This is a genomic window from Dactylosporangium maewongense, assembly GCF_039531485.1.
Lineage (GTDB): Bacteria > Actinomycetota > Actinomycetes > Mycobacteriales > Micromonosporaceae > Dactylosporangium > Dactylosporangium maewongense.
This window is the reverse complement of the sequence record NZ_BAAAQD010000011.1, coordinates 253,837-280,324: the sequence shown is the minus strand read 5'-3', so window position 1 is coordinate 280,324 and position 26,488 is coordinate 253,837. Positions and strand designations below refer to the sequence as shown.

Below are 26,488 nucleotides of genomic sequence, written 5' to 3'. Positions count from 1 at the left end.
CCTATGTAGTCAAGCGGCCGCGCGGGCCCTCCGTTCCGCCGCGTGGATCAGGACGGAGCACCACATCCGGTATGGCCTCCACGCGTCCGTCACGCGGGCGATGTCCTCGTCCGTCGGGGCGGCCGGCAGGTCGTACCGACGCCGCATCCCGGACATGGTCATCTCGTCGCCGGGCAGGGCGTCGACGAGACCCGCGCCGCGCATCACGATCGCCGTGGCGAAGAAGTCGCCCACGCCGCGCAGCCGCCGCACGTCGGCGAGGGCCTGCCGGACGGGGAGGCTCCGCAGCCTGGCCCGGTCGAGCAGCCCGTCGAGGGCCGCCTGCGCGACGCCGTGCAACCGCCGCACCTTCTCGCCGTCGATGCCGGGGACCTCGGTGATGCGCAGCAGGCGCTGCGGCGACGGGAACGCGTGCGCGGTGACGCCGCCGATCTCGAACGCCTCGCCGTGCTCGCGGGCCATCCGCTGCCGGATCGCCCGGCCCTGCTCGATGCGCATCCGGTGGGCGATGATGAACGCGCAGGCGGCCTCGTAGGGCGAGTGGAAGAGCACGGGGCGCAGGTGGGCGTGCTGCCGCTGCAGGGCGCCGATGACCGGGTCGCGCTCGCCGACCTGCGGGTAGCCGCTGCCGTCGACGTCCAGGGACAGCACGGCGAGCGCCTGCCGCCACGCCTCGTCCGGCCCCTGCACCTCGCCCTCGACCCGGTCGGGCGCGGTCTGCCGCAGGAGCACGGCGGCGGAGTGCGTCCAGCCCTCGACGGGGAACGCCATGACGATCGTCCGGTCGTCGCCGGCCGGCTGGATCCACCCGCCGAAGTACTCGTTCTGCCTGGCCAGGTCGTAGGGCCCGGTGATGTGTGCGTCCATGCGTGCAGCGTGCTCCGTAGAACCAGACAACCCCTGTCATGTTTCAACGGATATTCTTCGGCTCGTGCGCGCCGATCGACTGTTGTCCCTGGTCCTGCTGTTGCAGGCCCGCCCGTCCTCCGCGGCGCCGGAGCTGGCCGCGCGGCTCGGCGTGTCCGTGCGCACCGTCCTGCGCGACGTCGCGGCGCTCAGTTCCGCGGGGATTCCGGTGTACGCCGAGCGAGGGCGCGGCGGAGGAATCCGGATGCTGCCGGCGTACCGGGCAGGCCTCGCCCACCTGAACGCCGCGGAAGGCACCGGCCTGGCCGTCGGGCAGTCACGCCTCGCCGGCGAGCTGGGCCTCGGCGACGCCCTCGACACCGCCATCGAGAAGATCATCGGCGCCGGCGGGCAGGCACTGCGCGGCGGCCTGGCCCAGGGCCGCCGCCACGTGATCGTCGACGTCGACCCGTGGATGCGCTCCGGCGAGGCGGTGCCGCTGCTGCCCGCCATCCACGACGGCCTGCTGCGCGGGCGCTGCCTGTCGCTGGACTACGAGGACAGCGACGGCGCCCGCTCGCGGCGGACCGTCACCCCCGCCGGCCTGGTCGCGAAGGCGGGCATCTGGTATCTGGTCACGTCGGAGCCTGCGCTGGTACGGGTGTCGCGCGTCCACGAATGCACGGTGCTGCCCGCGCCGGCGGTGCTGCCCACCGGCTTCGACCTGGACGCGGCCTGGGCCCGGCTGCGCGACCGGGTCGAGGCGCGCCCACGACCGCTGACCGTGCTGGTCTCGGTGTCGCCGCCCGCGGTCGCGCTGGTGCGCCGGGTGCTCGCCCGCCACCTGGCCCCCGCCTCCGGCGCTTCTTCGTCGCACCTGGTGCGGCTCTCCTTCGCCGGGGTGCCGCACGCGGTCGGCAGCCTGCTCGGCTTCGGCGCCCAGCTGACGGTCGTGGACCCGCCGGCGGTCCGCACCGCGATGCGGACCGCCGCGGAGGCCGTCGTCGCGCTGTACGCCGACCCTTAGTCCTTGAGCGGCAGCTCGCTCAGGAGCGTGAACTCGTACTCGATCTGGCCCGCGTCCGCCGGGTCGTCGGACGCGACGAGGTAGGACTCGACGCGGAAACCGAGGTTGAGCACGTCCGCGGCCCGGACGTGCTCGACGAGGTCCTCGGCCGCAGTGAAGTACGTGGTGTAGATGACCGACGGGCCGTCGCCCGGCTCCCCGGCCGTGTCCTCGCCGGTGTCCTCGGCGAGTTCCTCGCCGGTCTCCTCGGTGACGTCGTCGGCGTCGGCGTATGCGTCGGTGGTGGCTTCTTCTGAGGTGATGTCGATGGTCACGGCGGGAGCCTACGCGCCGCTGTGGCGAGTCTCATCTCGAGCGGAAAATGTCGGTGGTCGCCTCTATGCTCTGCTCGCTTTGGTTTTCCTCACGGGGGAGCGCGACCCACCATGCAGTTGCGACGCACCATCCTTGCCCTGGCCCTGTCCACGACGGTGGCCCTGACCGCGGCCTGCTCCTCCGAGGACCCGTCGCCCGCCGCCCAGGGCTCGGCGAACGCTGCCGCCAGCGCGGCCGGCACCAATGCGGCCGGCACCAGCGCCGCGGCCGCCCCGTCGCAGTCCGTCGACCTGAAGGCCAACACGGAGGCCGTGTGCAAGGCGGTCGTCGCGGCGTATGACAAGGAGAAGGAAGCGGTCGTCGCCGTCCTCACCGAGCTGCTCACCGCCGCCGCCAAGGACGACAAGGCCGCCATGGCCACGGCGAAGTCGAAGGGCAAGGTGGTCTTCGACCGCCTGAGCGCCTCGGTCAACGCCGAGCTCGAGAAGGCCGCCGACCCGCAGGCGAAGGCCGCCCTGCAGAACTTCGTGAAGGCATTCTCGAGGGTTCTCGAGTCCGACAACCTGGCGAGCGACGCCTTCCAGACCGAGATGGACAAGGCAACCGCCGAGGCCACGAAGTACTGCCCCGCCCTGGACGCCTGACCTACGCCCCAGCCGCCCAGCCGCTCGCTTCGGACGCTCAGCCGCACGGTTGGCCACTCACCGCGGCCGACCGTGCGGTGCCCGCTCCGCCCGGCCAGCTGAGTCGGCGCCTGCCGACGCTGCACGGCGCTGACGGGCGGCGCCGTGCCGATCGCGCACTCCCGCTGTTGGCCTTGGTACGGACGAGGTGGCGGCTCGCTCCAGACGGCTCAGTGGGCAGTGGCCACCCCGCCGCGGACGGCGAGCCGCAGACCTTGAAGCCCATCGGCCCCGGCGCGTCGGCCGCGGCCGGCACAGGTGCAGCACCACGGCGCCGGCGGTGCCGTCGGTCATCTGGCGGCCTTCGCCGTGCTGACGGTGGCATTGCTGCGGTCGCTCGACCAGGTGGGCGGTGGCCGGTCCGTCCTGGACAGCCGGGCCAGGGGTGACAGCTTGTTTCAGACGTGCGGCAGCGGAACGTCTCGTAGGTCGGCCACGTCTCCGAGTGGGCCGACGGGATCCACGTGAAGGTGCGTCTCGAGGAGGACAAGCTCTGCCTGCTGGTGACCGTCGAGGTCCATGCTGAAGGTCACCAGCAGGCAGTCGCCCTCGTCGACAGCTATCGCACGCCGAGTGGCTCGTGTACGGACCTGTTGCGTGACTGCGCCCGCTGCGGAGCTCGCGGTCGGTGACGGCGTGTCGGGGTGCCGGACCGTCCGGCACCATAGCCGTGTGACCAAGGGGCCGTGTAGCCGCGCCGGGGCGACCTTCGGCGACGGGCAAGGGTCGCGTCCGCTGGCGTGGTGTAGGAACGGCCAGGGTAGATCCAGATTGTTGGATGTTAGGCCGCTGCGAGTTCGGCGGCGGCGGGTTCGGGGTGGTTTCCCTCGGTGGTGATCAGGGTGAGTCGTGCCTTGGCGAGGATTTCCAGGCCCATGTAGCGGCGTCCTTCGGTCCACTCATCGGTCTGCTCGGCGAGGACCACGCCGACGAGGCGGATGATCGCGGCGCGGTTCGGGAAGATCCCGACGACGTCGGTGCGGCGGCGGATCTCCTTGTTCAGCCGCTCTTGTGGGTTGTTCGACCAGATCTGGCGCCAGACCTCCCGCGGGAATTCGGTGAACGCCAGGAGTTCTTCACGGGCGTCGTGGAGGTGCTCCGCGGCGGCGGGGAACCGTTCGCCGATCGCGGTGACGGCGCGGGTGTACTGGGCTCGGACAGTGTCGGCGTCGGGCTGGTCGAAGATGGTGCGGACGAGGGTCGCGACCCACGGCTGCGCCGTTTTCGGGACCTTCGACAGCAGGTTGCGCAGGTAGTGGGTGCGGCAGCGTTGCCAGGCGGCGCCGGGCAGGGCGGCGCCGATGGCGTTGACGAGGCCGCGGTGGGCGTCGGACACGACGAGCCGGACCCCGGACAGCCCCCGGGCGGTCAGCGAGCGCAGGAACGCCAGCCAGCCGGCGCCGTCCTCGTCGGATGTCACGTCCAGGCCCAGGACTTCCCGGCCGCCGTCGGCGTTGACGCCGATCGACGTGGCGGCCCGACCATGAACATCTATGACATCTACGGCGCGAACGCCTGCTCCGCCGCCGAACTGGCTCGCATCGTCGCGGACCGTCTCGGCCTGACCTTCGCCGGACACGAGAGCGACTACCGGGGGATCTACTACCGCGCCGAGGCCCCGCCGTGCCAGATCGAGGTCCAACCCAACGCCATCCCAGGCGACGATGGCCAGAACGATCTCTACGCACCCGATCACCCGTGCATGCGGACACGCCTGCTGGTGACCGGCTCCCAGCGGTCACCAGGCTACGATGCAAGGCTCAATGCCCTCGACGCTCTCCAGCCACTCGAACGAGAGTCGAGTTTGAGGGTCCGCTGATCCACAACTTCTGACGATTCCTTGTAGTCGATTGCCGGTAATCGGTTGCAGGTAATTGGTGGTCGGGCGTGGTGCGATGCGAGGGCGGCGTCCTACGCGTGGCTGGTGGCGGGGCGGGTTGTGGGTTGTGGGGTGGTTCGCAAGGTGGGGGAGAGCTTGGCGACGGCGAGCAGGACGGCGCCGCAGGTGGCGACCAGCAGCCAGCCGGGGCGGGACGCGGCGGGCAGGCCCGCGGGGGAGGACGACGCGACCAGGCCGCCCGCAACCGCGATTCCGAGGGCCGCGCCGAACTGGCGGGCCGTGGAGGTGATGCCGCCCGCGACGCCCGAGCGGGACGGTGGGAGGGCGGCGACGGCGGTGTTCGTGATCGGGGTGTTGGCGAAGCCGATGCCGACGCCGAGCAGCAGGAACGCGAGCAGCAGCACCGGCAGGGCGGTGTCGTCGGACAGGGTGGCCAGGCACAGGCCGCCGGCAAGGACGAAGGCGCCCGCGAGGAGCAGCGGCGGGCGCGGGCCCGCGCGGCCGACCAGGTAGCCGGACAGCGGCGCGCACACCGTCGCCGCCAGGGCCATCGGCAGCGTGACCAGCCCCGCGGCGGCGGGTGACAGGCCGCGGGTGTGCTGCAGGTAAAGCGTGCTCAGCAGCAGCGTCAGGTTGAGACCGGCGAAGAGCACGACGGCGCCCAGGACGGCGGCGGTGAAGGGGGCGTGGCGGAAGAGGCGGACGTCGAACAGGGGCGACCGGCGGCGCAGGGACGTGACCACGAACCCGGCGGCGGCGGCCAGGGTGACCGCTGACAGGCAGACCGAAACCGGAGCGGTCCAGCCCGCGTGCGGCGCCTCGATGAGCAGGGCCACGGACCCGCCGGTCAGCGCGACCAGCAGCACCTGCCCGGGCACGTCCACCGGGCGGGGCTGCGGGGACCGGGACTCCGGCACGTACAGGGCGGTGAGGGCCAGGACCGCGGCGATGAGCGGCACGCTGACCCAGAACACCGACCGCCAGCCGAGGGCGGAGACGAGCGCGCCGCCCGCGACTGGGCCGGCGGCCATGCTGGCGCCGAAGATCGCGGCCCACACGCCGATCGCCTGGGCGCGCTCCTTCGGGTCGGTGATGACGCTGACGACGATCGCGAGGGCGACGGGGCTGAGCATCGAGCCGCCGACGCCCTGCACGACGCGGGCGGCGACGAGCCACCCGAGGGACGGCGCGGCCGCGCACGCCACCGAGGCGAGGGCGAAGACGACCAGGCCGATCTGGAAGATCCGGCGGCGGCCGAAGCGGTCGGCGAGGGCGCCGGAGGAGATGAGCAGGCTCGCCAGGACCAGGGTGTACGCGTCGACGGTCCACTCCAGGCCGCGGGTGCCGACGTGGAGGCCGGCGCCGATCGACGGCAGCGCGACGTTGACGATCGTGGTGTCGAGCCCGACCAGGAACAGGCTCGTCGAGCAGATGGCGAGAACGGTCCAGCGCCGTGCGGTGTCCATGGCCACGATGATCGGCGCGCACCTCGTACAGGCCGCAGAGAATTTGCGAAGATTGCAAAATGGACGCCGAGGTGGAGCGGCTCATCGACGGGATCGGGCCGCGGCTGCGGGAGCTGCGCCGCCGGCGGGGGCTGACCCTCGAGGCGCTGTCGGCGCGGACCGGCATCTCCGTCAGCGGACTGTCGCGGCTGGAGTCCGGGAAGCGCCGCCCCACGCTGGACCTGCTGCTGCCGCTGGCCCAGGCGCATCAGGTGGCCCTCGACCAGTTGGTGGGGGCACCGGCGACGGGGGATCCCCGGGTACACCTGAAGCCCCAGCGAAACCGGAGCGGCAGCGTGGTCGTCGCGCTGACGCGCTACCCGGGACCGGTGCGGGTGTTCAAGCAGGTGCTCGAACCGGGCGAGCCCAGGCTGGTCACCCACGAGGGCTACGAGTGGCTGTACGTCCTCGCCGGCGAGCTGCGGCTCATCCTCGGCGAGCAGGAGCTGACGCTGCGGCCGGGGGAGGTCGCCGAGTTCGAGACCCGCACGCCGCACTGGTTCGGCCCGGCCGGCGAGCACACCGTCGAGGTCCTGCACATGTTCGGGCCCCAGGGGGAGAAGGCGCGGGTGCGTGCGAGACCCCGCTCCGGGAAACAATGAAGGCGGCGGGGCAACGCCCCACCGCCTTCAGGAAACGAACCGGTCAGACCGCGACCGGGTGCGCGTCGGCCACGACCGGGCGCTGGCTGCGCTCGGTGAGGTAGCCGAACAGCAGGCCGAGCGTGGCCCAGGTGACCGCCTGGGTGCCGAGCGACGCGAGCCGGAACTGCCACAGCAGCACCGGGGAGAAGCCGTCGGGCACCTCGTTGACCGCGGGCAGCAGCGCGATCGCGACACCCACGACGGCCGCGGCGCCGACGACCGCGAGGATCGTCGCGTTCCACGTGCCGAAGCGCGGCTGCAGCGACCGGCTGACGACGATCGCGCCGAGCACGGCGGCGACCCCGATGACGATCATCAGGAAGTACAGGCCGGTCCGCTGCTGCAGCGTGTCGGGGTTGCCGGTCGCGGGCGGGTTGGCCGGGTACTTCAGGAACGGCACGAGCGCCACCCCGACGAACCCGGCGAGGGCGACGACCGCGGCCGTGGCGCGGGCGCTGATCCGGCCGATGCGCCCGAGCGTGACCGCGACCGCGATGGCGAACAGGCCGCCGATGGCGACGCCGTACACGACCGAGGCGGTGGCCAGGCCGAGCGTGCTCTGCACGGTCCGGCTGACCGGCCCGTGCTCATGGTCGGTGGCGTGGACCTCTTCGAACGCGATCGCGTCGTTGATCGGGCCCTCGCCGAACAGGTAGGCGAACAGGAACGCGGCGACACCGGCGACCAGGCCGGTGATCATGCCGCGGACCAGGAGTGTCCGGGCATTCAACATGCTGGCGCCCCGGCTCAGTGGCAGGGGAAGCCGAGCAGGTGCCGGCCGTCGTGGACGAACTCGTGCACCGTCGAACCCGAGACGACCGAGGTGATGCCCTGCTCGGCGCCGACGAAGTAGAGCAGGACGACGGCGAGGACGACGCCGAACGTGGCCCACGGCAGGATCTGCCGCAGCGGGATCGGGGCCGGTGCGGTGGCCGGGGTGGGAAGAGCCGAGATCGATGCCATGATGCAGCCTCCTGCGGGATTTCGCGTCCCATCGAGCGTTGTCGTGACCGTGCCCGGGTCTGACTCCCACCTGCGTGGTTACAGCGGCGCGACCGTGCCGGGCTTGCACCGGCTTCCGTTCACTGTCACGTGTATGTTTCGGACGGTACGGACGCGGTTCCGGCGTGTCAATCGGACAGCGCCTCCGTCAACCCGCCGGTGGGCGCCGCACCGCTGGTCAGCGCGGCCGGCGCCCGGGGGCGAGGTGATCAAGTTCTCGGCGGGGTGAGGGCGACGAGGTCGGTGCCGACCTTGTGCAGTCCGTCGAGCCGCCGGTCGAGGGACGCGCCGCTCGGGCTGAGGAACTCGGCGTACTTCGCCCAGACGGACCTGCCGTTCGCCATGAACGCCCACGGGTAGTGCTTGTCGGCGGCGGCGACGACCTGCGGGCCGTGGTCCGCCCACTGCGGGTCGGTGCCGCCGGTCAGCCGCGCGCCCTCCTTCTCCTTCGGCTGCACCGACAGGCTCGGCACCTCACCTGGCAGGGCGAGCACCAGCGCGGTGTGCCGGTTGTCCTTCTCGGTGAAGTCGAACACGTAGAACGCGCGGTCGCGGTACGTGCCGCTGACGACGGCGCCCGCGGACGGCTGCGACTGCGACCAGCCGAGCCGCTGCGCGAGCGTGGGGTCGGAGTGTTCGAAGGTGTAGCCGCGCCGCTTCGCCCACCGCTTCCGGCCGATCCGCGTCCGCACCGACGACACGAACCCGGCGCCCGAGATCAGGCAGATCAGCGTGCCGCCGCCGCCCGCGATCCACGCGCCGGTCCCGCCGTCGGTGAAGGCCGTGTCCCACCCGAGCACAGCGGTCACGCCGGTGACGACGAAGATGAAGAAGCGGGTCTGGTACGGGGCGATCGCCGCCTGCGGCTCGTCGGCGCCGTACCGGATCACCTCGATCAGCGAGAGCACGAAGTACAGCAGCGTCAGCCCGCCGATCAGCAGCGCCGCGGTGCCGGCGATCCGCCACGCCCGGTCCCGGCCGGCGAGCTTCTCCGGGGAGTTCTGTCTCGCGTGCCGGTCGACCATCGTCTGGTAGGAGCCGCCCTCGTCGCCGCTGCCGCCGAAGACCAGGCACGTGTCGCGCGGCCGCATCGTCTTGCCGTCGCAGGTCGGCGTGTAGTCCGCGATGCGCTGCGCCGACTCCTGCTGCCGCTGCGCGGCCGTGCTCGTGCCGGCCGCCACCATCTGCCATCCGGCCAGCAGGAAGACGCCTGCCAGGACGATCCGGACGAGTAACCCCGTGTGCCGTCGCTTCACGCCGGCATGTATAGCAGCCGATGCCTGGCCGCTGCTGCCCCGTGGCCCGGGATGCGTGATGACCGCTGCCGGGATCGAGGCGTCACGATAGGCTCGGACCGTGGGCGTCATGATGGACTACTTCGCCGCGACCGAGCAGGAGCTGGCCGCCCTCGACCTCGATCTTGGCCCGGCCGGCAACGACTGGCCGTATGTCGACTGCAAGGGCTGGATCCTGGAGGTCGAGGAGTTCGCCGCGGAGATCGACGGGCGGGATCCGAGCGAGTTCGGCCGGGACGAGCCGCTGCGCGGCGCCGACGACCCGGAGTTCCTGGGCCCGTGGACGGTGCGGATCAACGCGGAGCTCGTCGACGCCCTCACCCGGCTGGAGGAGGGGCAGATCCGCGGCTACGCGGACCGGTTCCTGCTGGAGGACTGGGAGGCCGGGCGGCTCGTCGCGCTCGCCGGGCTGGCCAGGTCCGCGGTCGCGCAGGGGCGGGCGCTCTACTCCTGGTCGTCGGTGTAACCGGGCACGAGCCGGCCGTCGGCGTGGTCGGACGCGGGCCGGTCGTCCTTGTCGTTCTTGTAGCCGGACACCAGCAGGGTCCACAGCTGCTCGCGAACCTCCGGCGGGAGCCGGTGCCCGAGCTCGCGGCGCCGCAGCAGCACGAACCCGTTCGGGTCGCGCGGCCGACCGGTGCGGGCGAACTCGATCGCCTGCACGGCGAGCGCCGGCTCCGGCCACGTGCCGTCGGGCGCCGTGTGGATGGCGTCGACGGCCGCCGCGGCCCGCGCGTCGACGTCGTCGATCAGCGCGTACTCCGCCCCGTCGGCGGGCCAGCGCTGCGCACGCAGGTCGATGTCGCGGAAGTCCACGTCGACGAGGTCCGCGTCGGTGAAGTCGTTGCCGCGCCATTCGTTGCGGGCGCGGACCGGGCCGCCGTCCGCCCCGCCGGGAGCGCCGTTGAATACGGTGTGCCACACCCGGCCACGGAACACGCATTCCACGAACTCCGCGCATTCGGTGTCAAGCTCCCGGATCCGGGCACCGTCGAACAGGCAGCGCTCGAAGCGTGCGTCGCCGAGGTACGTGTTGCCCAGCGGGAACCTCGTGCGGTGGAACACGCAGTCGACGAATCGCGTCTGGCCCTGATGGCCGACGCTGAACTTTCCGAAAGAAGTTTCCGAGAAGTTACATCGCAGAAATGTTCCGCCATAGGCACCGAACGTGTCGAACGAGCGACCCGAGAAGTCGACGTCGGCCAATTCTACGTGACGGTGTTCCACCCTCAGCAGATCCACGTCTGGACGTTACCAGCCACCCGCACACCCGGCCGGAGTCGATTCCCGACCCCAACCGTTCGGCGCCGAATGTGGTCTTTGTCCGGTACGGCGCTCAGCCGTCGAGCCGGTCCCGCAGGGCCAGCAGCGGCCCGTCCCAGTCCCGGGCCAGGGCGGCGAGGAACTGCTGCGCCACCTTCATCGACGCCGAGTCGAGGCGGAACCGGACCCGCCGCCGCTCGCCCGGCTCGGCGACCACCAGGCCCGCCTCGGCCAGCAGGCCCAGGTGCTTGGCGATCGCCTGCCGGGTGATCGGCAGCTGCCCGGCGAGCTGGGTGGCGGTGGCCGGCCCCCCGGCCGCGAGCGCGGCGAGGATCCCCCGCCGGCTCGGGTCGGCCAGGGCGACGAAGACCTCCTGCGCCACCGCCTCCGGATCAGGCCTGCCCATCGAGGTACGCGACGAGCTCGCCGAGCTCACTGGTCCAGCCCTTGGTGTTTCCGGTGTACGCGGTGTTGTGCACGGTCTCGTCCGGCACCTGCGCGAATCCGCTCTCGATCATGGTCAATGTGGTGCCGTCGGCGGAAGGCGTGAGTGTGAACTCCACCTGGTTGCGTCGCGGGTCCTCCTGGGGAAGGCCGTAGATCGGCCAGGTGTAGGCGAAGACGTGCGGCGGCTCGACGCGCGTGATGGTGAGGGTGGCGGTGTCGCCGCTGTCCCAGATGAGCCTGGCCGTGCCGCCGACGCGCAGGTCGACCTCGGCACGGTTGCCGAACCAGGTGCCGAGGCCCTCGGCGGTGGTCAGCGCCGCCCACACCTTCTCCGGCGGGTGGGCCAGCTGCAGGGTGCGCTCGATCCGGTCGGGGAATGTCATGTCCGCCTCCATATAGCAACCGTTTGGTTGCTTCTGAAGTTATAGCAATCACCTGGTTGCGTCAAGCGGACCGTACGATCACCGGCATGCTGGGAGTGCACTTCGCCATCACCGAGCAGCAGGAGCGCAAGCTGCTGCAGGCCGCCGAGAAGGGCGACGACGCGGTCGGGGGGCTGGTCGGCGACCTTGAGGAGGAGTGGGACGACGACGCCATGAAGGTCGACTCCGACAAGGCCTGGGACGCCGTCCACCGCTGCCTGGGTGACGGCACGCTGGATCCGGACGGCGGGGAGTACCCGCTCACGCACGCGGTGCTCGGCGGGCGGGACCTGCACGAGGACTACTACGTCATCTACGTCACCGCCGACGAGGTCCGCGACGTCGCCGCGGCCGTGCGGGGACTGGACCGGGCGTGGCTGCGCGAGCGGTTCGACGCGATCGACGACCCGGACTACCGCGGCGCCGGCGATGCCGACGACTTCGAGTACACCTGGGACAACTTTGCCGACATCCAGGCCTTCTACGCCCGGGCGGCGGACGCGGGCAGGGCGGTGATCTTCACGGCCACGTGAAGACCACCGCCCCGCTGCTGGGGAAGGGTCAGGCGATCGGCTCGACCCAGATGTTGCGGTAGAACAGGTTGGCGCCGGGGTCGCCGTGGTCCTGCAGGCGGATCTTGCCGGCGGACGGGCCCTCGGCCGCGCCGTTGCCGGTCGGACCGTCGATCGCCACGTTGTTGTGCACCGTGACGCCGTTCCACACGACCGTGACCCGGGCGTTGTCCGTCTTGGTGCCGGAGGCGTTGTACTTCGCCGCGCGGAACGTGACGTCGTACGTCTGCCACGTCTGCGGTGCGGTCGCGGCGTTGCTCGTCGGCGCGATCTTGTTGTAGATCGACGCGCAGGTGTCCAGGCCGGGAGCGGAGGGGACCCCGAACGAGTCGAGCACCTGCAGCTCGTAGCGGTCCTGCAGGTAGATGCCGCTGTTGGCGCGCTGCTGCCCGGTCACGTCGGACGGCAGGTTGGGCAGCCAGAACTCGATGTGCAGCCGGAAGTCGCCGAAGCTCTCCCTGCTGCGGATGTCGCCGCCGAGCACCTCGACCCCGCCGTTGCCCAGCGGCCACGTCACCGCGGCGCCGCCGGAGCCCTCGAACCTGCTCATGTTCTGGCCGTCGAACAGCACGACCCGGCCGGGGTTGGCGCCGCCGGACGCGTACGCCTCGAACTCGTAGATCCGAGCGGCACCGTTGCCGTCGCTGGCCGGGGTGGTGACGTTCAGCCGCAGGTACCGCGCCTGCACGGCGGTGAAGTCGTGCGTCGTGGAGCCCAGCGTGTTGCCGGTGACCGTCGCGACCGTCGTCCACGCGGTGCCGTTGGTGCTCACCTGCAGGTTGAAGTCGCGGGTGTTCCAGGCGCTGTTCTCGCCGCCGGCGCCGGCGTGCTTGAGCATGATCCGGCCCACGCTCTGGCTCGCGCCGAGGTCGACCTGCATCCACTTCGACGCGCCGAGCGAGCACCACTTGTCGGTGTTGCCGCCGCTGACGCTGCCGTTGACCGCCTTGTCCGGGCCCTCCGCCGTGGCGCACGAGCTGTCGGCCGTGGTGGCCTTGCCCTGCGCCAGGTTCCCGGTCGCCGGCGGCGCCGTGCCGCCGTACGCCTCGAGCTCGTAGACGCGCGCGGCGGCGTTGCCGTCACTGGCCGGGGTGGTGACGTTGAGCCGGATGTAGCGGGCCTGCGTCGCGGCGAAGTTGTGCGTGGTCGTGCTCGCCGTGTTGCCGGTGACGGTCGCGACCGTCGTCCACGCCGTGCCGTTGGTGCTCACCTGGACGTTGAAGTCCCGGGTGTTCCATGCCGTGTTCTCGCCGCCGGTACCGGCGTGCTGCAGCACGACCTTGTTCACGCTCTGGCTGGCGCCCAGGTCGACCTGCAGCCACTTGGTGGCGCCCTGCGAGCACCACTTGTCGAGGTTGCCGTTGGTGGTGGTGCCGTTGACGGCCCGCTGCGGGTTCTCCGACGTGCTGCAGGAGCTGTCGGCGGTGGCGGGCTTGCCCAGCGCGAGGTTGACCGGCGGGACCTGGCCGGGGATCGCGTTGAGCGTGTACCAGACCTCGGTGCTCCACAGCGACTGGCCGTTGGCGGCGGCGAACGGCTTGGGCGAGCGGATGTGCACGACCCGGCCGGCCTTCAGCCCGTTGATGACCAGGGTGACCTTCTTGCCGTCGGCGGACAGCGTCGCCGAGGACACCGTCAGCGTCTCCTCGTCGATCTTCGGGCCGCCGTAGGCGGCGGTCGGTACGTACCGCCACTGCTTCACCCGGTACTTGCTGGCCAGGGCACTGGCGGTGGCGGCCGACAGCGGCTGGGTGTACTCCAGCTCGAACCCGTTCGACGTGGCCCGGGTGGCGAGGATGTCGAAGACGTTGTTGCCGTTCGGGGTCAGCTTCTGCAGGCCGTACAGCAGCTTGCCGGACTGGCCCCAGTTGCCGCCGGCACCGAGACCGCCGACGTACACCGCGCCGTCCGGGCCGACGTTGACCTCGGAGACGCCGGCCTCGAGGCCCTGCGTGAGCCGGAACAGGGCGCCCTGGTACTCGCCGTTGACCTTCTCCACGTAGGCGCGCTGCAGGCCGCCGTAGGTGACGTCACCGATGAGGAACTGCCCGGAGTACAGGCCGCTCTGCATCAGCATCGGGGTGCTGGGGGAGTTGCCGATCTCGTTCTGCGGCAGCCACAGCACCGGCTGGCTGATCGGCGCGTTGTCGAACGGGCCCTGCGGGTTGAGGAAGTGGTTGTAGAAGCGGCCCTGCTGGATCTGCAGCAGCTTCGACGCGGGCTGGTAGCCGCCCTGGTTGTCGGTGACGAAGATGCTGTTCTCCGGCCCCCAGCCGATGCCGTGCGGCGTACGCAGGCCGCCCGCGACGTAGGTGACCTGGCCGTTGCTGGCGTTGATCTTGATCGTGGTGCCCCGGTTGGCGATGCCCTGCGGGTTCGTCGTCGCGCCGCCGTAGTCGATGGACACCGACAGGTTCACGTAGAAGAAGCCGTCCTGGTACAGCAGACCGAACGCGAACTCGTGGAAGTTGCCGTCATACGGCCAGGTCGCGACGGTCTGGTACTGGTCGGCGACCTCGTCGCCGGTGGTGTCGACGAGCCGGGTGAGCCGCGCCTTCTCCGACACGTAGACGACGCCGTTGACGACCTTCAGACCCATCGGCTCCTTGAGGTTGCTGCCGATGCGCTTGGTGGTGACGTTGGCCGGCGAGGTCGCCCCGCCGGTGTTGCCGAGGATCCAGACCTCGCCCGCCTGGGAGGTGCCGGACTGGTCGCTGCCGCCCCAGGTCGAGATGACCATGCGGCCGTCGGGCAGCCAGTCCATGCCGGTGACCTTCGGCTCGAAGCCGCTGGGCCGCAGGTTCGTCAGCGTGAAGTTCGGGTGGACCGAGGTCAGCGGCAGGCCGTCGCCGGGAGAGTCGCCGGCCGTCTCGCACTCCTTGCGCCCGGGCGCGGTGACCCGCACGACCCCGGCGTCGGTGCTGAGCACCGAGTTGGGCACGGTCACGAACGACGACGAGCCCGGGGTCTGCCACTGCAGCGTGAGCTGCTGCCCGCCGCCCGCCTCGAAGAAGTCGATGCGCAGCGAGTGGTACCCGGTGCCCAGCTGGACGGCGCCGTCCTTGGCGGTCGCGCCGTGCAGCCCGTCGTGGTTGATGACAACGTTGTCATCGACCACGAGACGCGAGCCGTCGTCGCTGATCAGCCGGAACGTGTAGTTGCCGGCCGTGGCGATGTTGACGTTGCCGATGACCTGCGTGAGGAAGTTGTCCTCCAGACCGAACTGGGCCGAGGTGGTCCAGTCGACGGTCGGCATGAGCTTGTCGACGTTCGGCGTCTGTGCGGCCTTCAGCGTGCAGAGGTTGCTGAGGGGTGTCTGCAGGTCGAAGGTGCGCATCGTGACGCCGGGCTCCTGTGGCGGCGGTGCGGCGGCGGCGCCGGCCGAGGGCAGGACCAGCGCCGTGGCGACAAGGGTGGAGGCGAGGGCACCCACGATCGGGATGCGCATGCGCCGGGGCGGGACGGGCACGGTTCCTCCAGGGAAGCGGGACGCTCCGCCCGAAGCACGGCATGCCGCTGACGACGGCGCGCTTCGGACAACGGGCGGGCATCAGTGTCGATGTCCTGCGGGTTGCCTGGCACGCCGATGCCTGGCGCGGTCAATCTATGGGGCTTTCATATCTGTGTCTAGATGTTTCGATGGGGATGCGCGAACTTTCTTACACCGTGATCGGAAGATTTAAGTTTTGCGATCGCATAAGTTGGTCGGGTGACGTTCGACGTTGACCGATGGTGCCGGCGCCACCTCGGCGCACCCGTCGCGGAGGTCGTGTTCAGCGGCGGTCATCTGTCGCGTGTGTACGGCGTCCGCCTGGCCGACGCCCGTGCCGTGGTCGTCAAGGCGCGGGCGCACTCGCCGCGGCTGGACGCGTGCACGGCGGTCCAGCGAGCACTGTGGCAGGCGGGGTTCCCGGCACCGGAACCCCTCGCCGGCCCGGTCGCCGAGGACGGCGTCGCGGTGACCGCCGAGGTGCTCGTGCCCGGGGGAGCGACAGCGCCGTTGACCGAGCCCGCGCGGCGGTTCGCGACGCTGCTCGCCCGGTTCGTCGCCCTCGCCCCGTCCCCGTCGACCCTCGGCACCCTCACCCCCGCGCCGCCATGGACGGCGTGGGACCACGACGTGCCCGGCATCTGGCCGGCCGCCGACGACCGCGACGACGACCTCAACGCCGCACCCCCGACGCCGTGGCTCGACGAGCTCGGCGCCCACGTCCGGGTGCGCCTCACCCGCTTCGCGCAGACACCGGCCGGCCGCCGGCTCGTGACCGGCCACGGCGACTGGGAGGCCCAGAACCTCCGCTGGACCGGCGACGACCCCCTCGCCGTGCACGACTGGGACAGCGTCATCGCCGCCCCCGAGGCCGTCGTGGTCGGCCTCGCCGCCGCCGTGTGGCCCTGCGGCATGGTGCCCCGCGCCGCCACCGTCGACGAGACCGCGGAGTTCCTGGACGAGTACCAGCGCGCCTCCGGCCGCGTCTGGCCGCCCGACGAGCTCGGCGCGAGCTGGGCCGCCGGCCTGTGGGTCTCGGCGTACAACACGAAGAAGGCCACCCTGGACGGCCTACCATGGCTGTCCCAGGACGAGGCCGCCCGCCGCCTCACGCTCAGCGGGACCTGAGCAGGGCCCCGCACGATGTCGAGTCGCCCTCCGCGCGGCAATCGCGTCCGCTTGATCCGTGAGTGAGACCGACAGGAGACGAGTGGCACCGTGAACCTCCTCGGACGGATCATGTTCGCCGTTCCCAACGCAGTCGTGTTCATCTGCGACTTCAACAACCGGCGGCCGTCGCCGGAATGGGACGGTCCGGAGCAGGTTGTGGCCGCCGGATCCGTGGAGGCGATCCAGATCAGCGTCGTCCACGGGCAGGTGGGGCTGGCCGACATCCGCGTGGGATGGGGTGAGCCTTCCGCCGGACTGACCGCTGCGTACGAGGGCGGGCTCGACCTGGAGTTCGGACAGCTGATGGTGACCGACGTCGACGACGAGAACGCGCTGGTGATCGGGGTCGAGCCCGGACGGAGGACGGTCAGGGTGTTCATCGACTCGGCGCCCTGGCCGTCCACGATCGAGATACTCATCGACCAGCCGTGATGGCAGGCAGCCGCGCGGCGGCTCGCGTTCAGCGGGACCTGAGCAGCAGCACCCCGCACGAGACGACGAGGCAGACCAGCCAGGCCGCGAGTGTGACCAGCCCGCGCCGCCGCCGCGTCCGGGCGCCGATCTCCCCGTCGACGTCCACGCCCGGCAAGGTGGCAACGGTCGATGCGGCCGCCGCCCCCGCTCACAGGTCGAACAGTGTCTCGCGCTGCGGTGGGTCCAGCACCTTCCGGAGGCTGAGCACGGTCCGGCGCCAGGCCGGGGCGTTCTCCGGGTCGGCCCAGTCGTCGTCGTGCCACGCCTGGGTCGCGGTGATGCGGTCCAGCGCGTCGACGGCGAGGCCAGTGAACGACCGCGGGAACGGCGGCATCGCGGTGGTGGGTCCGTAGGAGCCGTGGATCGGCTCGCCGCCCTCGCGCTGCGCCGCGACCAGCGCGGCCGCCGCCACCGCCCGCGCGGCCTCGATGACGCCGAACTCGCCGCCGGGGCAGGAGGCGATGTCGGCGTCGGTGGTGGCGGCGGTCCGCGTCAGCAGCTCGCCGACCATGGCGACACGCTGCTCGGGCGCCGCCTCGTCGAGCTCGCCGGCGAAGTCCGCCGCGGCATCGTTGCCGAACGGCGTGCCGTCCCAGAAGCTCACCGGACGGGGTCAGCCGGTTTCGCCGTCGATGCGCTGGCGGAGGAGGTCGGCGTGGCCGTTGTGGCGGGCGTACTCCTGGATCAGGTGCAGATAGACGGCGCGCAGGGACATCGGGCCGCGCAGCGAGTCGATGAAGCTGTCGTCGAGGGAGGCGGACGCTACCGCGGCACGGGAAGACCGCCATTCGGCGACGAGCCGGTCGTAGTCGGCCTCCGCCGTCTCGCCATCGGCCTCGTCGAAGGCGGCGTCCTTCGCGTCGGCGCGGCGGTACAGGAACGGCACGGGCGTGCCGCGGAAGCGGGTGTTGAACCACTCACGCTCGACGTCGGTGACGTGGCGCAGCAGGCCGAGCAGGGACAGGGTCGACGGGGGACAGGAGCGCTGCGCCAGCTCCTCGCCGGTCAGGCCGGTGCACTTGCCCACGAGCACGGCGCGTTGCCAGTCGAGGAAGCCTTCGAGGAGGGTCCGCTCGTCGGCGACGAGCGAACCCCCGAACGGTGGCGGCTCGGGTGCGGTCCACGTCATAGGTGGATCATGCCATGCGCCGAAACTCAGCCGAGGATGTCCGGTTTGACCGAGAGGAGGGTGTCCTCGACGGCGGCGACGACGTCGCGCGGGGCGTGGGCGAGGAAGAGCGCGGCGAGGGCGAGGTCGACGACCCGCGTGTAGTGGGCGTCGGTGACCCCGAGGCCGCGGTGCGACTCGCCGAGTTCGCGGCCGGTGTACTCGGCCGGCCCGCCGAGCACCTGGGCGAGCAGCGCCGCCATGTGCCGCTTGAGCGACTCGACGGTGACGCGCTCGAAGTAGGGGGACAGCTCCTCGTCGGTGAGGATCCACGTGTACAGCTGGTCGACGACGTGCTTGATGGCCGGGCCGCCGCCGACCCGGGCGTACATGGAAACCGCGGTCGTCATCATCGCCTCACTGGGGTGAAAGGGCATCGACGGGCGGCAGTGTAGCCACGGTTTGTTTCGGCCGATGACCGAGTCGTGTCGCAGCGGGAACGGTGACGTGGCAACGTATGCGGTATGTCCGTCCATCCCCGCGCCGGAGCTCAGGCGCAGCGCTCCGACCTCGTCGACGTCCCGCGACTCATCACCAGCTACTACGCCGAGCACCCAGACGTCGAGGACCCCGCGCAGCAGGTCGCGTTCGGCACGTCCGGGCACCGCGGTTCAAGCCTGCGCCGCTCGTTCAACGAAGACCACATCGTCGCCGTCAGCCAGGCGATCTGCGAGTACCGGGCGGCCCAGGGGTACACCGGGCCGCTGTTCCTCGGCAAGGACACACACGCCCTGTCGGAGCCCGCGACGGTCAGCGCCCTCGAGGTGTTCGCGGCCAACGGGGTGCAGGTGCTCGTCGACAGCCGCGACGGGTACACGCCGACGCCGGCGCTGTCACACGCGATCCTCACCCACCGGCACCTCGGGGCGGACGGGGTCGTGGTCACCCCGTCGCACAACCCGCCGGAGGACGGCGGCTTCAAGTACAACCCGCCGCACGGCGGGCCCGCCGACACCGACGTCACGAAGTGGATCCAGGACCGGGCCAACGCGCTGCTCGCCGACAACCTCAACGGCGTCAAGCGCATCCCGTACGCGCGGGCGAAGGAGGCGGCCGGACGGTTCGACTTCCTCGCCGCGTACGTCGACGACCTGCCGTCCGTCATCGACATGGCCGCGATCGCCGACGCGAAGGTCCGCATCGGTGCGGATCCGCTCGGCGGGGCCAGCGTCGCGTACTGGGGCGCCATCGCCGAACGGCACAAGCTGGACCTGACCGTGGTCAACCCCGACGTCGACCCGACGTTCGGGTTCATGACCCTCGACTGGGACGGCAAGATCCGGATGGACTGCTCGTCGCCCAACGCGATGGCGTCGCTGATCGGCAAGCGCGCCGACTACCAGGTGGCGACCGGCAACGACGCCGACGCGGACCGGCACGGGATCGTCACCCCCGACGCGGGCCTGATGAACCCCAACCACTTCCTCGCCGTCGCCATCCAGTACCTGTTCCAGGCCCGCGACGGCTGGCGCGCCGACGCGGCCATCGGCAAGACGCTCGTGTCGTCGTCGATGATCGACCGGGTCGCGGCGGATCTCGGCCGGACCCTCATCGAGGTCCCCGTCGGGTTCAAGTGGTTCGTGCCCGGGCTGCTGGACGGCTCCGTCGGGTTCGGCGGCGAGGAGAGCGCCGGCGCGTCGTTCCTGCGCCGCGACGGACAGGTGTGGACGACGGACAAGGACGGCCTGCTGCTGTGCCTACTCGCCGCGGAGATCATCGCGACGACCGGCCGGTCGCCGAGCGAGCACTACGCCGACCTCGTCGCGCGGCACGGCGCCCCGGCGTACGCGCGGATCGACGTCGCCTCCACCCGGGAGGAGAAGGCGGTGCTGGGCAAGCTGTCGCCGGAGCAGGTGACGGCGACCGAGCTGGCCGGTGAGCCGATCACGGCGAAGCTGACCGCCGCGCCCGGCAACGGCGCCCCGATCGGCGGGCTGAAGGTCGTCACCGCGTCCGGCTGGTTCGCGGCGCGGCCGTCCGGGACCGAGGACGTGTACAAGGTGTACGCCGAGTCGTTCCAGGGCCCGGAGCACCTGGAGCGCATCCAGCAGGAGGCCCGCGGCGTCGTCTCCGCCGCACTCGCCGGCTGACCGGAGCCGGCAGGGAACGCGAAGGCCCGGCCGCCGCGGCGGCCGGGCCCTCAAACGACTTCGAGCAACGGTGGATCAGGCGGCGCGGGCCGCGGCCGGACGCTGCTTGAACGCCCGCTGCAGCTGCACCACGATCGACCACGTCACCTCGCCGACCGGGCGGGCGCCGTTGACCTGGATGAGCAGCTCACGCTGCTGGTAGTAGTCCAGCAGCGGCCGGGTCTTCTCCTCGTACACCTTGATGCGGTGCTTGATGACGTCGACGGTGTCGTCTGCGCCGCGGGCCCGGGCCAGCATCCGGCGGGTCAGCTCTTCCTCCGGGACGTCGAGATGGACGGCGATCTGCACGCCGACGCCGAGGGCACCGGCGGTGCGGTACGCCGCCTCGGCCTGCTCGACGGTCCGCGGGAAGCCGTCCAGGACGTAGCCGCCGTCGGTGTTCGCCGCGAGGACCGGTTTGCGGAGCATGTCCATGATGATCGAGTCGGGGACCAGCTCGCCCTTGTTGACCAGCTCCTCGACCGTGCGGCCGATCGTCGTGCCCTCCGCGATGTTCCTGCGCAGGAGGTCGCCGCTGGCGATGTGGGTGATGCCGAACTGCTGCGCGATGAGCTGCGCCTGGGTGCCCTTACCGGCCCCGGGTGCGCCGATCATCAGGATCCGCTTCGCGCGTGGTGCCGCCGACTGCATTGTCATCTGCACACCCCTTCTTGGCGTTTGAGGTGAAAAAGGTGGTGAAACGGGTGCCGGCCGACGCCGATGGTCCAGCATCCCACCTCGATGTCCGAGGTGGGCTGTGTGTCAGCTGTGAATTACCGCATTGCGATCCATGGGTCCGGTAGGGAATACCGGACCCATGGATGGGTAACCGGACCTACCGGGTGCCGAGCAGGTCCACCACGAAGACGAGCGTCTCGTTGGGCTTGATCAGGCCGCCGCCGGCACCCCGGGCGCCGTAGCCCAGGTGCGGCGGGATGACCAGCTTGCGCCGGCCGCCGACCTTCATGCCGGCCACGCCCTGGTCCCAGCCGGCGATGACCTGGCCCTGGCCGAGGCCGAAGTCGAACGTGCCGCCACGGTTCCACGACGCGTCGAACTCCTTGCCCGTCGACAGCGAGACGCCCACGTAGTGGACGCTGACCTGCTGACCCGGGCGGGCCTCCGCGCCGTCACCGACGGTGAGGTCCTCGATCACCAGGTCGGCGGGCGGCGGGCCGTCGGGCAGGGTCACGTCGGGCTTGCTGAGCGCCATGCGAAAACTCCTCGGCGGGATGCGGTTGCTGCGGTACCTTGCAGCGTCCATCCTGCCGTACGCGCTGACGTGTGGCGCGCGACCACCCCGCAAACAGCCCTTGGATGAGGCGGAGGGCGCGTCGTACATTGAAGGCGATGACGGACGGCAAGCGCCCCTGCGCGCCGGTGCGGCAAGCGTACTGGCTGGTCATCGGCGCCCTCGCGCTGGCCGCGACGCAGGCGGTCGCGGCCGCGATCCTCCTCGCCCGGTTCGGCGCCGTCCACCGGGCACACGGGCCGTGGTCGGTCGCCGAGCAGGCCCAGGCCGACAGCGTCCACGCCCGGCTCGCCGTCGCCGTCGTCCTCGGCGCCGGGATCGCCGTCCTGCTCGCCGGCGCCGCGCTCGCCGTCCCGCGCCGCACCACCCGCACCCGCACCGCCGTCGGTGGCGCCGCCGCGTTCGCGGGGACCGCGCTGCTGCTCGGCGTCACCCTCGCCGCCGACAACGCGGTCCTCGCCGCCGGTGCCGCGGAGCTCGCGGACCTGGAGCGGCTGCTGCCGGTGTGGTTCTCGGCACTGTCGTCGGGCGTGGTCACCGGCGTCGTCGTCCTGCTCGGCGCCGCGCTGCTGCGGATGGGCCGGGACGCCGCCGTCGAGTACTACCAGCACCACCGCCCGCCGACCCGCTGGCGCGGGTTCACCTCCTGGCACGACATCGTCAACCGGTGATCACGGCTTGGTGAACGGGGTCGCCCGGCGCGGTGGCGGTCCTTACCCTGGCGGCGGTGAACGACGACCTCCGGCTCGACCCGCCGCCCGCCGCCGTCCGGCAGGCGTTCTGGCTCGCCGCCATCGGGCTCCTGCTGATCCTCGCCAAGACCGTCGCCGGCGCCACGCTCCTGGCCGGCTTCGACGACACCTACCAGGCCATCAAGCCCTCGAACCCGTTCGACGTCGGCGACGAGGTCGCCGACGCCATCGAGCTGCGGCTCACCGTGGCCGTGCTGCTCGGCGCCGCGCTGACGCCCCTGCTCGGTCTCGCCACGGCCGCCGTCGCCCGGCGCGCCGACACCAGCCGCGGCCTCGTCGGGGTCCTGGCGCTCGTCGCCGGCGGCGCGCTCGTCCTGGGCGTGGTGTTCAGCCCCGAGAACGCGGCCAGCCCCTTCGACGCCGCCTCCCTCGCGTGGCTCGAGACGCTGATCCCCGCCTGGTTCCAGACGCTGTCCTCGGTGGCGGTGTTCGGGGTGGTGCTGCTGTTCGGCGTCGCGTTCCTCCGGATGGGCCGGCCGGCGGCCGCCGGGTACTACCAGGACTACGATCCGGACGCACGGTGGGGTGGCTACGGGTCCTGGCTGGATCTCCTCCGCCGCGGCTGATGAGCGCCCACCCGGCGCGGCCTACCCTGGACGGGATGGCCGCCAGCCCAGCCCAGCGCCGCCGCCCGGCCGCCCCCGTGCGGCGGGCGTTCTGGCTGGTCGTGGCCGCGATCGTCCTGCTCGGCGCGCAGACCGCCGCGGCCGCGGTGCTGCTCGCCCGGTTCGCCGGGGCCTACGCCGCGCACGGCCCGTGGAGCATCCGCGAGCAGGAGCAGATCGACAGCATGCACATCCGGCTGGCGCTCACCGTCGTGCTGGGCGCCGGGATGGCGTTGCTGCTCGTCGGCGTCGCGACGGCGGTCCCGCGCCGGCACACCGGCACCCGGCTGCTGGTCGGGTCCGCAGCCCTGCTCGCCGGGGTCGTGCTGCTGCTCGGTGTCGTCGTCAACCCCGACAACGCGCTGCTCGCCTACGGCGCGGCCGAGGAGCAGCACCTGTACAAGGTGCTGCCGCTGTGGTTCTCCGCGCTCTCCTCGACCGCGGTCACGGGCGTGCTGGCGGCGCTGACCGCCGCGTTCGTGCTGCTCGGCCGGGACGCCGCCCACGACTACTACCAGTACCACGGCCCCGACAACGCCTGGACCGGCTTCAGCGGCTGGTCGGCCGGGACCCGCCGGACCTAGGCTCGGGCGTCGAGGAGGGTGTCGGGGAGGGCGTCGAGCATCGCCTCCGCCACGCCGGTCGCGCTGGCCGGGTTCTGGCCCGTGACGAGGCGGCCGTCGCGGACGACGTGCGGCTGCCACGGCGCCGCGCCGGTGTGCCGCGCGCCGAGCGCCTCGAGGCGCCGCTGCAGGGAGAACGGCACCACCTCGGTCAGCCCGACCGCCCGCTCCTCCTCGTCGGTGAACCCGGCGACGTCCCGGCCCGCGAGGAGGTGCCCGCCGCCGGTCAGCGTGACGCCGACCAGCCCGGCCGGCCCGTGGCAGACCGCACCGACGACGCCGCCCCGCTCGTACACCTGCCGCACCAGCGACTGGAGCGCCGTGCTGCCGGGGAAGTCCCACATCGTGCCGTGCCCGCCGGCCAGGAACACCGCGGCGAACGCGGCCGGGTCGACGTCGGCGACGGCCGGGGTGTCGTGGCCGAGTGCGGCGAGGAAGTCCTCGTGGCCGTCGGTGCCGCCGTCGCGGGGCGGGTCGCCGCCGAGGACCGACGCCACCGTCACGGTGTGCCCGGCCTTCGTGAACACCTCCCACGGGTGCGCCGCCTCCGACACGTAGAAGCCGGTGCTCCGGCCGGTGTCGCCGAGGGTCGCGTGGCTGGTCAGGACGATCAGTGTCGCTGTCATGCGGACAGCTTCGCCCGCCGGAAGCCATCGGCGCCAATAGTCTCAGCCGGGCATTACCATAGGAATTCCTATGGCGATCTCCCTCGACCTGCTGCGCACGTTCCTCGCCGTGCACCGGGAGGGCTCCGTCACCGGCGCCGCCCGCCGCCTCGCCCTGTCGCAGCCGACCGTCACCGCCCAGCTCCAGGCCCTCGAGGCGGCGCTCGGCCGGCCGCTGTTCGTGCGGCAGCCCCGCGGCGTCACCCCGACCCCCGCCGCGGACCTGCTCGCCCGGCAGGTCGCCGGCCCGCTCGACGACCTCGCCGGCGTCGCCGAACGCCCCGAGGAGGGCACCGTCCGGCTCGGCGGCGCCGCCGAGTTCCTCACCGACCTGGTCCTGCCCGCGCTCGCCGGGCTCGTCGCCGGCGGCCTGAAGCTGCGGGTCACGCTCGGCCTGTCCGACGACCTCGCCGACGCGCTCGGCACCGGCGCCCTCGACCTGGCCGTCCTCACCAGCCGCCCGCGCCGCCGCCAGCTGCGCGCCGAGCCGCTCTACGACGAGGAGTTCGTGCTCGTCGCCGCGACCGCCCGCGACGTCGCGACCACGCCGCTGGTCAGCTACGCCGAGGAGCTGCCGATCATCCGCCGGTACTGGCGCAGCGTCTTCGACCAGCGGCAGCACCGCACCGCCGACGTGGTCGTGCCCGACCTGCACGCCGTCCGCGCCCTCGTCCTGGCCGGCGCCGGGTGCAGCGTGCTGCCCGAATACCTGGTCCGGGCAGACCTCGAGGCGGGCCGCCTGGTGCTGTTGCACGACCCGCCGGTTCCGCCGCTGAACACGCTGTTCCTCGCCCACCGCGACGGCCCGCTGCCCCCCGCCGCGGCCGCGGTCCGCGCCCGGCTGCTGGCCACGTTCCGCGGTGTTTCGCCAACCGAAACGTTGCCGCGCTAGGTTCGAGCGGTGACCCAGCCTTTGGACCTGCCCCGCACCGTGGGCGAGCTGCGCGCCAGCGGCCACCGGTTCCGCACCGTCAAGGAAGAACTGCGCGACAACCTCCTCGCCAAGCTCCGCAGCGGCGAGCCCCGATTCCCCGGCGTCGTCGGCTACGACGACACCGTCCTGCCCGAGCTCGAGCGGGCCATCCTGGCCGGCCACGACCTGGTCCTGCTCGGCGAGCGCGGCCAGGGCAAGACCCGCGTCATCCGGGGCCTCGTGTCGCTGCTGGACGAGTGGACCCCGGTCATCGCCGGGTCGGAGCTCAACGAGCACCCGTATGCGCCGATCACGCCCGCGTCGCGGCGCCTCGCGACCGAGGCCGGCGAGGCGCTGCCGGTCGACTGGCTGCACCGTTCGATGCGCTACGGGGAGAAGCTCGCCACCCCGGACACGTCGGTCGGCGACCTGATCGGCGACGTCGACCCGATCCGGGTCGCGCAGGGCCGGACCCTCGGCGACCCGGAGACCATCCACTTCGGACTCGTCCCGCGCACCAACCGCGGCATCTTCGCCGTCAACGAGCTGCCCGACCTCGCCGAGCGCATCCAGGTGTCGCTGCTCAACGTGCTGGAGGAGCGCGACATCCAGGTCCGCGGCTACCAGCTGCGCCTGCCGCTGGATGTGCTGCTCGTCGCCAGCGCCAACCCTGAGGACTACACCAACCGCGGCCGGATCATCACGCCGCTCAAGGACCGCTTCGGCGCCGAGATCCGCACCCACTACCCCCTCGACCTGGAGCTGGAGACCGACCTGATCCAGCAGGAGGCGCAGCTCGTGGCGCAGGTCCCCAGCCACGTGATCGAGGTCCTGGCCCGGTTCACCCGGGCCGTGCGCGAGTCGCCGGCGGTCGACTCCCGCTCCGGCGTGTCGGCCCGCTTCGCCATCGCCGCGGCCGAGACCGTGGCCGCGTCCGCGCTGCGCCGCGGCGGGCTGCTCGGCGACGACAAGCCCGTCGCCCGGGTCGGCGACACGGTCAGCGTCACCAGCACCCTGCGCGGCAAGGTCGAGTTCGACAGCGGCGAGGAGGGCCGCGAGATCGAGATCCTCGCGCACCTGCTGCGCACCGCGACCGCCGACACGTTCCGGTCCCGGCTCGCCGGCCTGGACCTGTCCGGCTTCACCGACCTCGTCGCCGAGGGGCAGGTCATCGAGACCGGCGAGCTCGCCGGCGCCGACGACATCCTGCAGCAGGTCGGCACCGTGCCCGGCCTGGCGAAGGTCCTGGAGCGGCTCGGGCTCGGCGACGCGCCCAGCCGCGGCGAGGCCGCCGCGGGCATCGAGTTCGTCCTGGAAGGCCTGCACCTCACCAGACGGCTGTCCAAGGACCTCACCGAGGACGGCCGCACCGTCTACGGAGGCTGA

Annotated in this window: 30 protein-coding genes and 1 pseudogene; 14 read left to right on the top strand and 17 right to left on the bottom strand. The window is 71.9% G+C overall.

Annotated elements, in window-relative coordinates; all coding sequences use genetic code 11:
• Positions 1-9 precede the first annotated feature (9 nt).
• Positions 10-867, bottom strand: coding sequence for a DNA-3-methyladenine glycosylase family protein (locus ABD332_RS27725; RefSeq protein ID WP_344505102.1), 858 nt, complete (start codon positions 865-867; stop codon positions 10-12).
• 64 nt (positions 868-931) lie between these two features.
• Between ABD332_RS27725 and ABD332_RS27720 the strand changes: the two genes are divergently transcribed.
• On the top strand, positions 932-1,873 hold the full coding sequence (locus ABD332_RS27720) for a helix-turn-helix transcriptional regulator (protein ID WP_344505100.1): 942 nt from the start codon (positions 932-934) through the stop codon (positions 1,871-1,873).
• Here ABD332_RS27720 and ABD332_RS27715 read toward each other — a convergent pair.
• The gene (locus tag ABD332_RS27715) at positions 1,870-2,187 is read right to left on the bottom strand and encodes a hypothetical protein (RefSeq protein ID WP_344505098.1); all 318 of its coding nucleotides are present in this window, start codon (positions 2,185-2,187) and stop codon (positions 1,870-1,872) included. The genes ABD332_RS27720 and ABD332_RS27715 overlap by 4 nt on opposite strands.
• Before the next feature lie 111 nt (positions 2,188-2,298).
• Between ABD332_RS27715 and ABD332_RS27710 the strand changes: the two genes are divergently transcribed.
• Complete coding sequence (locus ABD332_RS27710) at positions 2,299-2,832, top strand: hypothetical protein (RefSeq protein ID WP_344505097.1); 534 nt, start codon at positions 2,299-2,301, stop codon at positions 2,830-2,832.
• Between the two features lie 820 nt (positions 2,833-3,652).
• Here ABD332_RS27710 and ABD332_RS27705 read toward each other — a convergent pair.
• Positions 3,653-4,369: pseudogene (locus tag ABD332_RS27705) on the bottom strand (IS256 family transposase); the annotation flags it as partial.
• On the opposite strand from ABD332_RS27705, the gene ABD332_RS27700 reads away from it, so the two are divergent.
• On the top strand, positions 4,355-4,690 hold the full coding sequence (locus ABD332_RS27700; protein ID WP_344505257.1) for a hypothetical protein: 336 nt from the start codon (positions 4,355-4,357) through the stop codon (positions 4,688-4,690). The pseudogene ABD332_RS27705 and the gene ABD332_RS27700 overlap by 15 nt on opposite strands.
• A gap of 92 nt (positions 4,691-4,782) precedes the next feature.
• Here the strand turns inward: ABD332_RS27700 and ABD332_RS27695 are convergent, their stop codons facing one another.
• A complete protein-coding gene (locus ABD332_RS27695; protein ID WP_344505095.1) occupies positions 4,783-6,177 on the bottom strand; it encodes an MFS transporter in 1,395 nt (464 codons plus the stop codon).
• Between the two features lie 59 nt (positions 6,178-6,236).
• Between ABD332_RS27695 and ABD332_RS27690 the strand changes: the two genes are divergently transcribed.
• A complete protein-coding gene (locus tag ABD332_RS27690; RefSeq protein WP_344505093.1) occupies positions 6,237-6,818 on the top strand; it encodes a helix-turn-helix domain-containing protein in 582 nt (193 codons plus the stop codon).
• A gap of 43 nt (positions 6,819-6,861) precedes the next feature.
• Here the strand turns inward: ABD332_RS27690 and ABD332_RS27685 are convergent, their stop codons facing one another.
• The 3 genes from ABD332_RS27685 to ABD332_RS27675 form a co-directional block, all read right to left on the bottom strand.
• Positions 6,862-7,593: a CbtA family protein gene (locus tag ABD332_RS27685; protein WP_344505092.1), complete on the bottom strand. Its 732-nt coding sequence runs from the start codon at positions 7,591-7,593 to the stop codon at positions 6,862-6,864.
• A 14-nt stretch (positions 7,594-7,607) separates the two neighbouring features.
• Positions 7,608-7,823: a CbtB domain-containing protein gene (locus ABD332_RS27680; RefSeq protein WP_344505090.1), complete on the bottom strand. Its 216-nt coding sequence runs from the start codon at positions 7,821-7,823 to the stop codon at positions 7,608-7,610.
• Between the two features lie 248 nt (positions 7,824-8,071).
• On the bottom strand, positions 8,072-9,118 hold the full coding sequence (locus tag ABD332_RS27675; protein WP_344505089.1) for a type III secretion system chaperone family protein: 1,047 nt from the start codon (positions 9,116-9,118) through the stop codon (positions 8,072-8,074).
• Positions 9,119-9,218: 100 nt separating this feature from the next.
• Between ABD332_RS27675 and ABD332_RS27670 the strand changes: the two genes are divergently transcribed.
• Positions 9,219-9,623 carry a hypothetical protein gene (locus ABD332_RS27670; RefSeq protein WP_344505088.1) on the top strand — a complete coding sequence of 135 codons (405 nt, stop codon included), beginning with the start codon at positions 9,219-9,221 and terminating at the stop codon, positions 9,621-9,623.
• Here the strand turns inward: ABD332_RS27670 and ABD332_RS27665 are convergent.
• From ABD332_RS27665 to ABD332_RS27655, 3 genes are all read right to left on the bottom strand, one after another.
• A complete protein-coding gene (locus ABD332_RS27665) occupies positions 9,602-10,222 on the bottom strand; it encodes a hypothetical protein (protein WP_344505086.1) in 621 nt (206 codons plus the stop codon). The two genes, ABD332_RS27670 and ABD332_RS27665, sit on opposite strands and share 22 nt — an antisense overlap.
• 271 nt (positions 10,223-10,493) lie before the next feature.
• On the bottom strand, positions 10,494-10,826 hold the full coding sequence (locus ABD332_RS27660; RefSeq protein ID WP_344505085.1) for an ArsR/SmtB family transcription factor: 333 nt from the start codon (positions 10,824-10,826) through the stop codon (positions 10,494-10,496).
• A complete protein-coding gene (locus ABD332_RS27655; protein ID WP_344505083.1) occupies positions 10,813-11,250 on the bottom strand; it encodes an SRPBCC domain-containing protein in 438 nt (145 codons plus the stop codon). Before ABD332_RS27655 ends, ABD332_RS27660 begins: the two co-directional genes overlap by 14 nt.
• A gap of 86 nt (positions 11,251-11,336) precedes the next feature.
• On the opposite strand from ABD332_RS27655, the gene ABD332_RS27650 reads away from it, so the two are divergent.
• Positions 11,337-11,822, top strand: a complete 486-nt coding sequence (locus ABD332_RS27650) for a YfbM family protein (protein ID WP_344505081.1) — start codon at positions 11,337-11,339, stop codon at positions 11,820-11,822.
• A gap of 28 nt (positions 11,823-11,850) precedes the next feature.
• Here the strand turns inward: ABD332_RS27650 and ABD332_RS27645 are convergent, their stop codons facing one another.
• Positions 11,851-15,330, bottom strand: a complete 3,480-nt coding sequence (locus tag ABD332_RS27645) for a discoidin domain-containing protein (protein ID WP_344505080.1) — start codon at positions 15,328-15,330, stop codon at positions 11,851-11,853.
• A gap of 240 nt (positions 15,331-15,570) precedes the next feature.
• On the opposite strand from ABD332_RS27645, the gene ABD332_RS27640 reads away from it, so the two are divergent.
• Together ABD332_RS27640 and ABD332_RS27635 are read left to right on the top strand one after the other, a co-directional pair.
• On the top strand, positions 15,571-16,479 hold the full coding sequence (locus ABD332_RS27640) for an aminoglycoside phosphotransferase/kinase family protein (RefSeq protein ID WP_344505078.1): 909 nt from the start codon (positions 15,571-15,573) through the stop codon (positions 16,477-16,479).
• Between the two features lie 90 nt (positions 16,480-16,569).
• Positions 16,570-16,953, top strand: coding sequence for a hypothetical protein (locus ABD332_RS27635; protein WP_344505077.1), 384 nt, complete (start codon positions 16,570-16,572; stop codon positions 16,951-16,953).
• Between the two features lie 190 nt (positions 16,954-17,143).
• On the opposite strand, the gene ABD332_RS27630 is transcribed toward ABD332_RS27635, so the two are convergent.
• Genes ABD332_RS27630 through ABD332_RS27620 form a run of 3 tightly spaced genes read right to left on the bottom strand, consistent with a single transcriptional unit; the run spans position 17,144 to position 18,513 of the window.
• Positions 17,144-17,599, bottom strand: coding sequence for a DUF4259 domain-containing protein (locus ABD332_RS27630; RefSeq protein WP_344505076.1), 456 nt, complete (start codon positions 17,597-17,599; stop codon positions 17,144-17,146).
• 9 nt (positions 17,600-17,608) lie between these two features.
• Positions 17,609-18,124: a DinB family protein gene (locus ABD332_RS27625; RefSeq protein WP_344505074.1), complete on the bottom strand. Its 516-nt coding sequence runs from the start codon at positions 18,122-18,124 to the stop codon at positions 17,609-17,611.
• A gap of 26 nt (positions 18,125-18,150) precedes the next feature.
• Positions 18,151-18,513 (bottom strand): group I truncated hemoglobin, encoded by a 363-nt coding sequence (locus ABD332_RS27620; protein ID WP_344505071.1) that lies wholly within the window; start codon positions 18,511-18,513, stop codon positions 18,151-18,153.
• Between the two features lie 114 nt (positions 18,514-18,627).
• On the opposite strand from ABD332_RS27620, the gene pgm reads away from it, so the two are divergent.
• Positions 18,628-20,253, top strand: a complete 1,626-nt coding sequence (pgm, locus tag ABD332_RS27615; RefSeq protein ID WP_344505069.1) for a phosphoglucomutase (alpha-D-glucose-1,6-bisphosphate-dependent) — start codon at positions 18,628-18,630, stop codon at positions 20,251-20,253.
• Positions 20,254-20,328: 75 nt separating this feature from the next.
• Here the strand turns inward: pgm and ABD332_RS27610 are convergent, their stop codons facing one another.
• Together ABD332_RS27610 and ABD332_RS27605 are read right to left on the bottom strand one after the other, a co-directional pair.
• Positions 20,329-20,949: an adenylate kinase gene (locus ABD332_RS27610; RefSeq protein ID WP_344505068.1), complete on the bottom strand. Its 621-nt coding sequence runs from the start codon at positions 20,947-20,949 to the stop codon at positions 20,329-20,331.
• 178 nt (positions 20,950-21,127) lie between these two features.
• The gene (locus ABD332_RS27605; protein ID WP_344505067.1) at positions 21,128-21,505 is read right to left on the bottom strand and encodes an FKBP-type peptidyl-prolyl cis-trans isomerase; all 378 of its coding nucleotides are present in this window, start codon (positions 21,503-21,505) and stop codon (positions 21,128-21,130) included.
• A gap of 137 nt (positions 21,506-21,642) precedes the next feature.
• Here ABD332_RS27605 and ABD332_RS27600 point away from each other — a divergent pair, with 137 nt between their 5' ends.
• Genes ABD332_RS27600 through ABD332_RS27590 form a run of 3 tightly spaced genes read left to right on the top strand, consistent with a single transcriptional unit; the run spans position 21,643 to position 23,485 of the window.
• Complete coding sequence (locus ABD332_RS27600; RefSeq protein WP_344505066.1) at positions 21,643-22,215, top strand: hypothetical protein; 573 nt, start codon at positions 21,643-21,645, stop codon at positions 22,213-22,215.
• Positions 22,216-22,271: 56 nt separating this feature from the next.
• Complete coding sequence (locus tag ABD332_RS27595; protein WP_344505065.1) at positions 22,272-22,862, top strand: hypothetical protein; 591 nt, start codon at positions 22,272-22,274, stop codon at positions 22,860-22,862.
• Positions 22,863-22,897: 35 nt separating this feature from the next.
• Positions 22,898-23,485, top strand: coding sequence for a hypothetical protein (locus ABD332_RS27590; RefSeq protein ID WP_344505063.1), 588 nt, complete (start codon positions 22,898-22,900; stop codon positions 23,483-23,485).
• Here the strand turns inward: ABD332_RS27590 and ABD332_RS27585 are convergent.
• A complete protein-coding gene (locus ABD332_RS27585) occupies positions 23,482-24,150 on the bottom strand; it encodes a type 1 glutamine amidotransferase domain-containing protein (RefSeq protein WP_344505061.1) in 669 nt (222 codons plus the stop codon). The two genes, ABD332_RS27590 and ABD332_RS27585, sit on opposite strands and share 4 nt — an antisense overlap.
• Positions 24,151-24,220: 70 nt before the next feature.
• Here ABD332_RS27585 and ABD332_RS27580 point away from each other — a divergent pair, with 70 nt between their 5' ends.
• On the top strand, positions 24,221-25,081 hold the full coding sequence (locus tag ABD332_RS27580; protein ID WP_344505060.1) for a LysR family transcriptional regulator: 861 nt from the start codon (positions 24,221-24,223) through the stop codon (positions 25,079-25,081).
• A 9-nt stretch (positions 25,082-25,090) separates the two neighbouring features.
• A complete protein-coding gene (locus ABD332_RS27575) occupies positions 25,091-26,488 on the top strand; it encodes a sigma 54-interacting transcriptional regulator (protein WP_344505059.1) in 1,398 nt (465 codons plus the stop codon).

Coding starts and splice junctions, on each gene's coding strand:
- ABD332_RS27660 (WP_344505085.1), bottom strand. CDS start 10,826: ATGGGCAGGCCTGATCCGGAGGCGGTGGCGCAGGAGGTCTTCGTCGCC.
- ABD332_RS27680 (WP_344505090.1), bottom strand. CDS start 7,823: ATGGCATCGATCTCGGCTCTTCCCACCCCGGCCACCGCACCGGCCCCG.
- ABD332_RS27620 (WP_344505071.1), bottom strand. CDS start 18,513: ATGACGACCGCGGTTTCCATGTACGCCCGGGTCGGCGGCGGCCCGGCC.
- ABD332_RS27655 (WP_344505083.1), bottom strand. CDS start 11,250: ATGACATTCCCCGACCGGATCGAGCGCACCCTGCAGCTGGCCCACCCG.
- pgm (WP_344505069.1), top strand. CDS start 18,628: ATGTCCGTCCATCCCCGCGCCGGAGCTCAGGCGCAGCGCTCCGACCTC.
- ABD332_RS27695 (WP_344505095.1), bottom strand. CDS start 6,177: ATGGACACCGCACGGCGCTGGACCGTTCTCGCCATCTGCTCGACGAGC.
- ABD332_RS27725 (WP_344505102.1), bottom strand. CDS start 867: ATGGACGCACACATCACCGGGCCCTACGACCTGGCCAGGCAGAACGAG.
- ABD332_RS27685 (WP_344505092.1), bottom strand. CDS start 7,593: ATGTTGAATGCCCGGACACTCCTGGTCCGCGGCATGATCACCGGCCTG.
- ABD332_RS27585 (WP_344505061.1), bottom strand. CDS start 24,150: ATGACAGCGACACTGATCGTCCTGACCAGCCACGCGACCCTCGGCGAC.
- ABD332_RS27605 (WP_344505067.1), bottom strand. CDS start 21,505: ATGGCGCTCAGCAAGCCCGACGTGACCCTGCCCGACGGCCCGCCGCCC.
- ABD332_RS27610 (WP_344505068.1), bottom strand. CDS start 20,949: ATGACAATGCAGTCGGCGGCACCACGCGCGAAGCGGATCCTGATGATC.
- ABD332_RS27690 (WP_344505093.1), top strand. CDS start 6,237: ATGGACGCCGAGGTGGAGCGGCTCATCGACGGGATCGGGCCGCGGCTG.
- ABD332_RS27625 (WP_344505074.1), bottom strand. CDS start 18,124: ATGACGTGGACCGCACCCGAGCCGCCACCGTTCGGGGGTTCGCTCGTC.
- ABD332_RS27580 (WP_344505060.1), top strand. CDS start 24,221: ATGGCGATCTCCCTCGACCTGCTGCGCACGTTCCTCGCCGTGCACCGG.
- ABD332_RS27700 (WP_344505257.1), top strand. CDS start 4,355: ATGAACATCTATGACATCTACGGCGCGAACGCCTGCTCCGCCGCCGAA.
- ABD332_RS27600 (WP_344505066.1), top strand. CDS start 21,643: ATGACGGACGGCAAGCGCCCCTGCGCGCCGGTGCGGCAAGCGTACTGG.
- ABD332_RS27590 (WP_344505063.1), top strand. CDS start 22,898: ATGGCCGCCAGCCCAGCCCAGCGCCGCCGCCCGGCCGCCCCCGTGCGG.
- ABD332_RS27710 (WP_344505097.1), top strand. CDS start 2,299: ATGCAGTTGCGACGCACCATCCTTGCCCTGGCCCTGTCCACGACGGTG.
- ABD332_RS27650 (WP_344505081.1), top strand. CDS start 11,337: ATGCTGGGAGTGCACTTCGCCATCACCGAGCAGCAGGAGCGCAAGCTG.